The organism is Citrobacter freundii complex sp. 2025EL-00176, assembly GCF_053309355.1.
Genome location: NZ_JBRYHT010000004.1, coordinates 215,660 through 228,920, shown reverse-complemented (window position 1 = coordinate 228,920; position 13,261 = coordinate 215,660). Strand labels below are relative to the sequence as shown.

The following is a 13,261-nucleotide window of genomic DNA, read 5'->3' as shown; positions in this document are numbered from 1 at the left end:
GGGTGAAACGTACGGTGCAATGGCTGATCCTACTGGCAGGTATCGTCATCTCCCCTGCGCTGATGGCGCAGCAAAACGCCGCAACGCTCGACCATATTCAGAACAGCAGCGTGCTAAACGTGGGCTATCGCCAGTTGCCGCCATTTTCATTTACCGACAACAATGGCAAGGTCACAGGTTATACCATTGCGGTATGTAACATGATTGCCGATAAGTTGCGCCAGTATCTTAAGCTCAACAGCTTAACTATTCATTATATTCCCGTAAACTTTGGGGAACGTTTTACCGCATTAAACACGCGTAAAATTGATATGGACTGTAGCGTAAATACCAATGCGCCGGAGCGGATGTCCAGCGTCTCATTTTCTATCGACTATTACATCGCAAAAATGCGCATCATTTCGTTGCGTAAAAATAATATCCATTCGATTGTCGATCTTAAAGGCCGCACGGTGAGCCTGCCAGGAAGTTCAAAAGATTTACTGGAGTTTAATAAAGCCAATAGAGAGCAGCATCTTAATATTTCAACAATTACTACCACCACGATAAACGGGGCGTTCTATAAGATGGCGCATAATGAAGCCGCCGCCTTATTCCTTGATGATGTTCTGGCCTGGCCGTTGATTAATCATAGCGAGCAACCGGAACTGTTCAGCGTGTCGGCACAGAGTATCGGCAATGATATGCACTATGCCATTATGATGAGGAAAAACGATCCGCAGTTCGTGACGTTTGTTAACAGCACGCTGAAAGATTTCTTCGCCTCACCGATCAACGCGCAGTTACGCAAAAAGTGGCTGTCTCCCTGGTCCTGCGAAAAGATGAAAATCCCGTCGCCAGGCAGCTGTCAGCATAATAATTGAACACTATCAGCCGCGCTTTACACCATCGCCTGCTGCGCCTGTGGAAAATCCCCGGGGTGCTGCTGTTGCTATTGACGGTCCATTCGCTGCGCGCCGCCTGGGATTTTGCCAGCATCCAGCAGAAATCCGATGCGCTTTACGGCCCCGCAAGCCCGCAAGCGCAACGGCGGATCAACGCCTGGCAGCAGTTATTTCTCCAGTTGCGTAATGCCGACGAACAAACACAATTACACGCCGTAAACCAATTTTTTAACGATAAGCTCCGTTATACCGAAGATATTGACGCCTGGCATGACGTCGATTACTGGGCAACCCCCATTGAGTCACTGCGCAAAGGCGAAGCGGATTGTGAAGACTACGCGATCGCTAAATATTTCACCCTCCGCCAGTTGGGCATCTCCGAAGACAAGCTACGCATCACTTATGTTAAGGCCCTGCGTTATAACCGGGCGCATATGGTACTAACCTGGTACCTCACGCCTGAAGCGATTCCTCTGGTACTCGACAGCCTGACCAATACAATTTCACCCGCCACGCAGCGTATGGATTTATTACCCGTCTACTCATTTAACAACCATGGCCTTTGGCTTCCGGGCAATCAGAACAATAAGCGAGTTGGGGACAGCAAGAGACTTTCTCGCTGGCAGCAAGTTTTCATCAAAATGCGGGAAGAGGGCTTCCCGATGGATAAATAGGAATCACCTGTGTCTCTTTTTAAACAGTTACTCCTGACAATCTCTCTCTTTATGATGGTTGTGTTTAGCGGCAATTTTATCGTGACGTTAGAGAGCTCTCGCGATCAGTCCAATAACCAACTCCTTTCACATGCCCAGGATGCAGCAACCGCGCTGGGCGTTTCGCTGACGCCCAACGTCAACGATCCGGCGATGATCGAGCTAATGGTTAGCTCCATTTTCGATAGCGGTTACTACAAAAAAATCCGCATTGTCGATCTGCAAAACGGCAAAACGATGTTTGAGCGCCGCGCGGCGGCGTCGATTCCCAATGTTCCCGGCTGGTTTGTTGATCTGGTGGATGTGACTCCGCAAACCGGCGAAGCGACCATTATGCGCGGCTGGCAGCAGGCCGCTCGCGTGGAAGTCACCAGCGATCCCATCTTTGCCGTACAGCGTCTGTGGGACAATACCCTGGGCAATCTGCTGTGGATGCTGTCCTGTAGTCTCGTCTGTTTAATCGCTGGCATTCTGCTGCTGCGCAAACTGCTGCGCCCGCTCAATTATCTGGCAAAACAATCAGAAGCCATTGCCCGCCGCGAGTTTCTGACGCTACAGGAACTGCCAAAAACGCCGGAATTACGCCGGGTCGTTAGCGCCATGAATTTGATGGCAGCGAAGCTTAAATCGTTATTTGAAGAGCAAGCCGTCTACAGTGAACGCCTCCACAATGAAGCCTATCTCGACAGCCAGACCGGCATTGCCAACCGCCGCGCATTCGATATGCAGTTTCAGGCGCGGCTAAGTGATGCTGATACGGCACCAGGCTACCTGATGCTGGTTCGCGTTCAGGATCTGGGCGGCCTGAATCAGCGTTTTGGCGGGCCGCATACCGATAAGCTGTTGCTCAATATCGCTAACCTGCTGAACTCGCATAAAGAAAAATATGCCTCTCTCGACAGCACCCTCGCCCGCATTCGCGGCGGCGAGTTCGCCCTGCTCTGTCCGGGCGTTACGCACGGTGAAATGCTGGACATGGGCAATTCACTGTGTCAGAAACTAACGGCCTTTTATGCCACCGGCATGTCAGACCAACAGCCGGTCGCCTATACCAGCATGGTGCCATTCAGCGCCGGGGATAACGCGCAGTCATTGCTGATCCAGGCCGATCGCCTGCTGGTGGAAGCAGAAACACATACCGACCATCAGGTGGTTCCCACCACCGAGGTGCCAGCGGCTTCCGAAGATCAGCATTTGTGGTTTGTTCGTCTCGAGCATGCGCTGGAAAACCAGCAATTCCAGCTGGTTTATCAACCCGTTGTGGATTGCCGCCAGCCCGACAAAATCCTGCATTACAAAGTGCTGTCGCGCATTATTGACGAACAGGGCAACACCATTACCGCCGGTCGTTTCCTGCCATGGATCCACCGCTTTGGCTGGAGCCATCGTCTCGATAAAGTGATGCTGAAACTGACGTTGAACCAACTGAAAACCGCACCAGGGAAATTAGCGCTGAGTATTTCAGGCAGTTCTGTCGCCAGTGCAAACGCCATTGCTGACCTGCTCAATCCGTTGCGCTACTCACCGAAATTAGCCAAACATCTGATTCTGGAGCTGGATGAAAATCAGTTACCAGGACCGCATCAGATGGCGGCATTTGTCAAAGCTGTAGGCCAGCATCGCTGCGCGCTCGGTCTGCAACACTTCGGCAGTCGCTTCAACATGATCGGTCATCTGTCGCAGTGGGGGCTTGCTTATCTGAAAATCGACAGCAGCTATATCCGTAATATTGATGAAGAGAACGATAAACGTTTGTTTATTGAAGTGTTGTACAGCGCTACGCGCAGTATTGATTTACCGCTCATTGCCGAACGTGTTGAAACGGAAGGTGAGCTTAAGGTACTGCAGGAATTAGGCATTGATGGCGCGATGGGACAATTATTAGGTGAACCCGCACCGCTTTGAAAAAGCAGACAGTCTGTATGTCGCCGGATTGCGCCTCGCTTATCCGGCTGACAAACTGACTGCCAGTTTCAGTTAAAAAATGCGGTCATCACTCCCAAGCAGTTGTTCCAGCCCTCCGAGCCCCTGACGCGCGTTCGCACGATTCATTAATTTAACCTGCGCCATCGGCGGAAGGTCGGTAATGGCAATCACGCCTTTACGGATCAGCAGGTAAATCAGATCGTCGAGTACGCGGACCATCTCCAGGTCGCTTTTTTGCAGCATCTCTAACGTCTGTTGGGTGTCATTTTCAGCGTTATTGCCAGCGCCTGCTGCCTGCGCGTGTGGTCCAGAATTCATATCAGTGTCTTTCATTTCGTATACCCTGATGCCGCCGCCCTGTTCGCACAGGGCAGCAAGCAACGGTTAGTGAGTGGAGTTGTGATCGGGCCTGGCGATCAGGTGATCCAACGAGTAGGTCGCAGAATGCAGATCGCCGCTTGCATGAGTAGACAGCGCAGTATCAATGCCATGTGCCACCTTCGCCGGACTGGCGATCTGATGATGATCGCCACCGCTTTGAATATACTTCGCAATATCCACGCCTTCGTGCAGTTCACGCGCCAGATCGCTAAGATCGACTTTATCGAGCACTGCCTTCGCCTTCTCGCCAGCGCTTAAGACGGCAGCCCCATGCCCGTGGCCGGTTGCCGCAGGGGCGTAAGAAAGTGACAACGCGCTATCGTCGAACAGGTTGTGCAACGCATGTTGCATCGCGGCATGTTGCGCAGTTGCAAGCTGATGTTTATCTGCCGAATGCCCCCCTTTGGCCGCTGCTGAATCGTCCATGGTCACATTCAGAGTTTGCGTATACGGCGTAATATTGCCGTGGTCATCATGCGCCTCGACCAATACGCTCACACGGTTATGACCTGCCCGGAAAGCTGAGGTATCAGCCTCAATGTCATAGGTCAGCCCATTACTGCCTTGATGAAGAATCGCATCGTAATGATGGCCATTTACCAGCGCTTTAATATGCTCCCCATCATGCACATCACCGGTCACGCTACCGGTAATGTGCGTGATAGCTCCCTGTGCTTCCGTACGTGAAATATGATTATCCCCGGCGACCTTATCCACGCTAAACGTGGCATCCGCATGATCGTCAACGGAATAATTGTGTGAGAGCGTCTTCGAAAACGGGTTACCCGGGGCATCATGTCCTTTGACCTCAACCGAGAACGTGGTGTTCGCTTTCATGACGTCACTGTCGACATCAACATGGTAAACCCGCTCACCATGACTTAACGTATCTACCGAACCGGTAAATTCCTTACCACCAATTTTTAATTTAATCGAATCCCATACATCCACATCGCCGCCAAGATGCCCGGTTACCCTCACGGTCGCGCCCTGGAGTTCTTGATAGTTCAGGACGTTATCCTGGGTGACGTTATCAATATCCATAGTTCCCACGGCAGTCCTGTCGATAGTGATGGTCTTATCGGTATGGATTTCGCCACGGTTGCCGGCATCGTCATGGGCGGTGACGCGAGCGGTAATCTGTTGGTCATGAATCAGGTCTATGGTGCTGGCTTCAACGCTGAATACTTTATGACCGCCGCTGTTTTTCACCTCAGCGACCAGATCTTTACCGTTCACCGTGATGGTCACTTGATCGCCAACATCCACATCCCCGGTCACATAACCGCTGATGGTGGTTTTCGCATGCTGAGTTTCCTCATTATTCAGCACATCATCGACGGACACCTTATCCAACACGATGCTGGCATCGACCTGCGTATCGATAGTGATCGTTTTGTCGTTCACAGCATGCATTGGGTTTCCTGCTGCGTCATGACCCTGCACGCTGACGTGGATAGTCGGATCGTTTTGCAGCCCGACCGTACTCACCATCGCTTTGTAGCCCAGTTGTCCGTTCATATGTGGCAGCTCAATGACTCGCGTATGTACCGTGACACCATCGACAAGAATGGTGACTTTATCACCGAGATGTACGTCGCCATCCACCGTACCACTCACCTCAACGCTACCGGCTTTCACTTCATCAGCATTGATAATATCGTCGCCGCCGACGGTGTTGATGGTCACACTGCCGCTAGCCGATGTATCAATCGAATAGCCCTGCGTGAAACTGGCTGGCTGCACGTTGCCGTGATCGTCATACCCTAAGACCGTCGCGACAATCGCGCGATCGGCCAGCAGGTCTTTGGTGTAGATATCAACGGAGTAGCAATGGTTTTTATCGACAGTCGCCGCATAAGGGTTTCCGTTAACCGTCAGCGTCACCTTATCGCCCGGGTGCACATCTCCGGACACCGACCCCGTTACTGTCATCTTAGGTTGCAGCGATTCCTGCGCATTCAGCACGTTGTCCTGCGCAATCTTATCGATAGTGACGCCAGCGTCAGCACTCAGATCGACCACGACATGACTTTTCGCAGACTCTTTCCCCACGTTTCCATGATCATCCGTCGCCGCGACCGTCGCCTCAATATCCGGGTTATTGTGCAGGTCATTGACGCTGACATCCTTCGACCAGACCCATTGACCATGTTGTAGATGAACAACGGTGGTCAACGTATTACCGTTAACCAGCAGGTTCACCACGCTACCGTCATGGATACCTTCACCGCTGACCGTGCCGCTGACGGTTACTTTGCCAGCCTGGGCTTCTTTGCCATTAATCACATCATCCCCGGCAATCTTATGCATCGTTACCTGCAGCGGATTTTCCGTGTCTACGGTGATGTTTTTCTGCGCCGAGTCTGTTGCTGTCCCCGCTGTGTTTTTCACTGTGACGGAGACATCAAACGACGGATGCGCCTGAAGCGCTGTGGTCGGCACATCAACCTCATATGCCAGTTGCCCCGGCATAGTCGGGATAGCCTTAACGTGCCCGGTGTATGGAACGTTGTTAATAGTAACAATGACGTCATCACCGACCTGAACATCGCCAGTGACCAGACCACGGATCACCGTCGTCGCCTTTTGCGCTTCATCGTGGTTGAGAACGTCATCGCCCGCCACCTTATCAACGGTAAGATGCACGGTCGGCTGATGCGGCTGCGCGGTTCCTGCACCGGTTGTCGGTGGTGTGACCACAGGCGGCGTAGTGAATCCGTAAGGGGTATTACCGATCACCGCCGTATGGTGCAACCAGGGCAAATCGATAAATTTATGCTCCGTCGCCGTGGCAGTATTGCCATGATTATCATGCGTGGTGATGGCAACCAGAATATTGCCATCATCGTCAAGATCACCTGTACCAATGTTGGCCTGGTAACCGAGCGTGCCATCAGCCAGGGTCCTAACATGTGTGGTATAGACAACTCCTTGACCGACCGTAATGGTTATCGTATCTCCCTCAATGGCATCGGGATCAACATGTCCGGATACTGAGATAAAGTCAGGTCTGTGGCCAGGAAGCAGATCATTCGCGACCGTCTGACCCGGCGGCAGACCATTAGAGGCAGTATCAATGGTGATCCCTGCATCAGCAACGGTATCAACCTGCACCGGCATATCATCGTACCCACGCGCGATGTTGCCGGCGTCATCTTTCGCCGTTACTTCAGCATGAATATTCGGATCCATAAGCAGATCTAAGGTCGAAACCCTGGTGCTGAATACATGCTGACCGTTGTGATCTTCAACCTGCGCATAGTAAATCTGATGATTAATAGTCAGTTCAACCGTATCACCAATTTTGACATCCCCTCCCACTGTTCCCGTAACGGTCGTTTGTGGATTCAGGGCCTCGTCATGGTTAATTACCGCATCGCCATCATCGGTGACGATGGGATCAATATTAACAATCGCGTCAATCTTATCGTCAATAACCACGGTACTGTGCGCATTGGCCAAGGCATAATTTCCTGCCGTGTCAGTGGTAGTGATGGTTGCGGTGATATGCGGATCGTTTTGCAGCCACTGCGTATCGACATTGATGGCGTAGCCGAGAGTTCCCAGATTCGGTAAATTCGTCACCGTCGCATCAATCAGATGACCACCGATATTCAGGTGCACCACATCATTAATCCGCGCATCCCCGCCGACCGTACCGCTGACTGTCGTCGTCGCCTGACCCAGCTCAGACTTGTTCAAAACATCGTCGCCCGTTACGGGATCGATAGTGATTGATGCCAGGGCTTGCGCATCCAGATTAACGCTATGGTTCGCCACGATATGGGCATGGTTCTGCGCGGTGTCAGTGACGTTCATGGAGACTTCAATATGCGGGCTGGCAACCAGATCGGTCGTCGCGACAGGGATATGGAAGCCCATTTTATGACCACCAAGATCTTCCACCGTGCCGGAATACGTTTGTCCGTTGATGGTCATCACCAACGGATCGCCTGGATGAACCTCACCGTTGACCGTCCCGCTCACCAACGTATAGCCATGCATCTGCTCGGCGAGATTCAGCGTGTTATCCGGCGTCACGGCATCAATGGTTATCTGCGCATCGACACGCGTATCGATAATCACCGTGGTTTGCGCATTGGCCGTCGCCGGGTTCCCTGCCCCATCGGTCGTGCTGACGGTCGCGGTCAGATGCGGATCGGCAATAAGATCGGCAGTGCTGACTTTAATGCTATAACCGAGAACCCCACCTCCGATGTCACCCACTTTCCCCGTCAGAACGTGACCATTAACGGTAAGATAAACCACATCATTAATATGTACATCGCCGCCCACTCTTCCGGTTATATCGGTAAAAGGTTTGTGGGACTCATCGCCGTTGATCATGTTGTCATTGGTGACAGGGTCAATCGTCAATATTGCTTTGGCATGTAAATCCACGACCAGGTCGTGCGTCACCTCAGCTTTGTACACATTATGGACATTATCCTCACCCACAACACGAGCAACGATATGAGGGTCTTTGACCAGATCGCGGCTCAGGACATCCAGTTTATAACCCAACGCACCGTTGTGTTCCGCAAGGTTTTGCGCGGTGGTTTCGTAGGTATGACCGTTGACGATGACCTGAACTTTAGCGCCCGCGTGTACATCACCTGAAACCGTGCCCATCACCTCAGTGAGATGTTTTGCTGCTTCTGCACCGTTCAGCTTGTCATCACCGGCCACCGTATCCACGGTGATACTTGCTCTGGCATGGTTATCAATGTGCACGTCATGCGTTGCGGTGGTAATAACCCCATTCTCCACCGTATCGTGAGAGATCACCGTGACCTTAACGGTGACATTTTTATCCTGATTCCCCTTATTATCACTGAACGCCGTTGAATCAACAGGCACTTGATAGCCCAGATGGCCGCCACCAAGGTCGATGACCTTGCCGTTAAACGTCTGGTGATTGATCTCAACGATCACCGCATCGCCAGGCTGCGCGTCCCCTCCCACCTTGCCGCTGATGAGCTGCATCGGCGTATTCAGTTCTAAATGGTTAAGTATGTTATCGTCAGTGACGTTATCAATAGTTACGGTACTGCTAGCATGGGTATCCAGCGTGACGATACGATGTTCCACCGCAACCGCTTTATTGCCCTCCACGTCATGGCTTACCAGCGTGACCATTACGTCGTTGCTGCCTTCCTGCAGTACGCCAGTTGGAACAAACACGTCGTAGCGCAGAACGCCGTGATCATCGATTACCGTGCCGCTAAAGTCCTGTCCCTGTATGCGGACGGTCACCACATCACCCGCTTTGGCATCCAGGCCTTTCGCAATCCCGCTAATCAGCGTTGGCATCCGGTTTTCAATGGTATTGACCACATCATCGGATGCCACAACACCGATCGTCACCATGTTGTTTGCAAAGTTATCAATATGAATTTTCTGGCTGTCAGTCGCGATGGCAAGGTTACCCGCCGTATCATGAGAGGTAACGGTGACGTGCACATCGACATCCGTCAGCACCTGAAGGCTATTGTTCGCAAACGCCGAAGAGTCCACATCAATGCGGTAACCCAGCTTCCCCTGACCAAGGTCAATGACCTTGCTATCGTACTGATGGCCATTAACCACCAGTAGTATCGGGTCGCCAATCTTCGCATCTTCACCCTCAACGAGACCAGTAATGTGTTGTTTAGCCGCGGAGAGTTCCTGGTAATTGATGACATTGTCCGTCGCGATGTTATCCAGCGAGATAGCGTTATGCGCATGGGTATCGAGGGTGATAACACAGTGCGAGTCGCTGAGCACCTTATTGCCCAACGCGTCATGACTGACCAGTGTTGCTACCACCGCGTTCTTACCTTCGTGCAGGGTGCCATCCGGCAGAACCACTTCATAGCGCAACTGACCGTGATCATCGATCACCTTGCCGCTAAAGTCCTGTCCTCGTACGCTGATGGTCACCGCATCGCCAACTTTGGCATCGCCCCCCGCCACGATACTAACAATAGTGGGCATGCGATTTTCGTTGGCATTCACGATATTGTCCGTCGCTACCGCGTCAATTGTGAGTGTGTTTTCTGCATAGTTATCGATATGGACTTTATGGGAATCAGTGGCGATTGCCAGGTTACCCGCAGCATCATGGGACGTGACCATCGCGGTTATTTGCACATTTGACAGTACATGGCTGCTGTTATCAGCAAAGGCCGAAGAATCCACTTCGATTCTGTAGCCCAGTTGCCCGCGACCAAAATCGATCACTTTTCCACTGTACTGATGACCATTAATTTCCAGTAAGACCGGATCGTTTACCTTCGCATCCTCACCGCCAACGAAACCGGTAATAATTTGTTTCGGTGCGGATAGCTCCTTGTAATTCAGCGTATTATCCACGGTGACATCATCTACCCGGATAGTATTATGCGCCTGCGTGTCTAACGTGATAGTGCGGTGTGCCAGAGCGTTGGCTTCATTTCCCACCGAGTCATGACTGACCAACGTCACCACTACGTCGTTTTTACCTTCCAGCAAGGCCGTCTTCGGCAACGCGACTTCGTAGCGCAACTGGCCGTTAGCATCAACGATTGTTCCGGCATAGTTTTGCCCATGTACGCTGACGGTGACCGCATCGCCCGCTTTAGCATCCCCACCGGCTTCCCCGCTAATTAGCGTTACCATACGGTTTTCAATGGCGTTCACCACATCATCGCCCGCCACTGTGTCGATGCTGACCTGATTGGTCGCAACGTTATCAATGTGCACGCTGTGAGTGCCGGTGGCGATAGCCAGGTTACCCGACGCATCGTGAGAGGTAACCATAACCGTGACATCAACGTTACCGTTAACCGGCACGCTGTTGTCGGCAAAGTCAGAGGTGTTTACCGCGATACGGTAGCCCAGGGTGTTATTGCCTAAATCGATTACCTCCCCGCGGTACTGGTGACCGTTAATCTCCAGTTGTACCGGATCGCCGGGTTTAGCATCTTCATTGCTGCCGATAGTGCCGGAAATCACCTGATTGCGTGTGTACAGCTCACTACGATTCAGGGTGTTATCGCCGTCCACATCGTTAATTGTGAGGGAGTTATGTGCCTGAGTATCTAACGTGATGCTACGGTGAGCGAGAGCAGTCGCTTCATTGCCAGCTGCATCATGGCTGACCAGCGTCACCACCACGTCGTTTTTACCTTCCAGCAGCACACCTGTCGGTAGAGCCACTACGTAACGCAGTTGACCGTTATCATCAGTGACCGTTCCGGAAAAATTCTGTCCCTGCACATTGACGGTTACGGCATCCCCCACTTTGGCATCGCCGCCTGCCACACCGCTAATCAGCGTGGTCATGCGATTTTCTATAGCGTTCACCACATCGTCCGTCGCCACTGCATCGATGCTGACCTGATTAGCCGCATGGTTATCAATGTGTACGCTGTGAGTACCGGTGGCGATAGCCAGGTTACCCGAGGCATCATGAGAGGTGACCATGACCTTTATCTCCACATTGCCATCAACCGGCGTACTGTTATTGGCAAAGTCGGAAGCGTTAACCGCAATACGGTAGCCCAGCGTATTATTGCCAAGATCAATAACCTGACCGTTGTACTGGTGACCGTTAAGCTCCAGTTGAACTGGGTCACCCTCCTTCGCGTCTTCACCGCCGACGGTTCCGGAAATCACCTGGTTGCGCGCAAACAGTTCAGCGCGGTTCAGGGTGTTATCGTCGGTCACGGTGTCAATGGTCAACGCGTTATGCGCCTGGGTATCCAGCACGATAGTACGGTGCGTCACGGCGATGGCTTTATTACCCACGTCGTCATGACTGACCAGCGTCACCTGCACCTCATTCGCGCCCTCTTTCAGGATGGCTGAAGGCACGACGATTTCATAGCGTAGCTGCCCATGGTCGTCGAAAACCGTGCCATGAAATTCTTTGCCCTGAAGGGTCAGGGTGACCGGGTCGCCCGCTTTCGCATCGCCACTGGCGACGCCAGAAATGACGGTCGGCATACGAAACTCATTGGCATTGACGACATCATCATTCGCCACCACTTCAATGGTCACGGCATTTTGCGCGGATAAATCGGTATCAACATGATGATCGGTAGAAACCGTCGTGCGATTTCCGGCATCGTCGAAAGACGTCAGCGTGGCGTGAATATTCGGGTCGTTCAGCAACCCCTGAGTCTGTACCGGAATGGTATAAATCAGTGATCCATTACCCGGATCGGTAACGATGCCAGTATATTCTTTACCATCAACCAATAAGGTAACGATATCACCTGGTTTGGCATCTCCACCGACACTCCCGTGGATCATCGTCTGCGGCTGGCGGGACTCGGCGTAGTTAATGAGGTTATCCGGCGTGACGCTTTCAACGCTAATGTTGATGTCTGGTCCGGTAATATCAATCAGCGCATGATCGACACTTTCTGCCGTTCGTCCTGTGACATCGGTCGCTATTGCCACTACGGTTACATTTCCTGGCACTAATCCGCCCAGATCGGTATTAATATTCCAGTGACCGTTATTCACCGGAACCTCAACGGTGAATGTGTTTTTTTGGCTATCGGTGAAGGTAAGCGTGACGTGATTTTGATTGCTGGTGCCGCTTAAATGGGTCTGGTGGAATTCACTTTTGTTAATAAAGCCGTCATTACCGGCAAACTCAGTAATTTGCACTTCAGGCGGGAAAACGCTCGCCGAGCCTGCCCCCTCCCCCCCAACTGGCAAGTTGATATCCCAGTTCGGGCTGCCGAGACCTTTGGTATTAAAACCCGCCGTAGGATCAACCACCTGTCCGGTCAATTCCAGCTGAACCAGGGTGTGTCCACCGCCACCGCCTTCAAGTTGTACTGGCGCGTCATTCCCCGCAGCGGTAGCTTCCAACACCTGCGTCGGGTCAGCGCCGTCGGCAATGGCTTTTTGTACGGCGGCAATATCCTGGGCATCATGCTCCGGATTATGGTTGACCTGTAGCCCGTGTTCACCCCAATGGCTGTTACGGCCAATATCCAGCGTCTTCCCGTCTGGTAAAGAGAGACTCACCGCGCCGCTGGCGCCGGTCACAATTTCCTCACCGCTATATACCCTGTCGCCTTCATGAACAAGTCGTTGTGTGCCATTAGCATCAACAACGTATACCTGCCCAATGATTGCTTTGATCACACCGAGTAATTTGCTCACCGTAACCTCACTTAATTACCATCATTATTTTTATAAAATCGTTAATATATTAACGAACAAATATCACATTCATTTAATGTAAACATTAATATCTCAATGTAGAAAAAAACACATTTTAGAGAATGCAATTACATGAGACTTGACTGGCAAATGAATATAATAAAAAATAACCAAAAATAAAACACGATGTGACAAAACATGTCTGAGAAT

At 51.8% G+C, this 13,261-nt stretch carries 5 protein-coding genes; 3 read left to right on the top strand and 2 right to left on the bottom strand.

Translation table 11 applies throughout. The features are described 5' to 3' along the window. Positions 1-2 precede the first annotated feature (2 nt). From ACVXHP_RS11665 to lapD, 3 genes are read left to right on the top strand one after another with little or no spacing between them, the layout of a single operon-like run. A complete protein-coding gene (locus ACVXHP_RS11665) occupies positions 3-863 on the top strand; it encodes a transporter substrate-binding domain-containing protein (protein WP_316128731.1) in 861 nt (286 codons plus the stop codon). Between the two features lie 5 nt (positions 864-868). Continuing rightward, entirely contained in the window at positions 869-1,558 is a 690-nt protein-coding gene (gene lapG / locus ACVXHP_RS11660) for a cysteine protease LapG (RefSeq protein ID WP_447571524.1), read from the top strand. Positions 1,559-1,567: 9 nt separating this feature from the next. Continuing rightward, complete coding sequence (lapD, locus tag ACVXHP_RS11655; protein WP_447571502.1) at positions 1,568-3,502, top strand: cyclic di-GMP receptor LapD; 1,935 nt, start codon at positions 1,568-1,570, stop codon at positions 3,500-3,502. 72 nt (positions 3,503-3,574) lie between these two features. On the opposite strand, the gene ACVXHP_RS11650 is transcribed toward lapD, so the two are convergent. Both ACVXHP_RS11650 and ACVXHP_RS11645 read right to left on the bottom strand, forming a co-directional pair. Next, a complete protein-coding gene (locus tag ACVXHP_RS11650) occupies positions 3,575-3,856 on the bottom strand; it encodes a hypothetical protein (RefSeq protein ID WP_407056933.1) in 282 nt (93 codons plus the stop codon). Between the two features lie 51 nt (positions 3,857-3,907). Continuing rightward, positions 3,908-13,051 (bottom strand): retention module-containing protein, encoded by a 9,144-nt coding sequence (locus ACVXHP_RS11645; RefSeq protein ID WP_447571501.1) that lies wholly within the window; start codon positions 13,049-13,051, stop codon positions 3,908-3,910. Positions 13,052-13,261 lie beyond the last annotated feature (210 nt).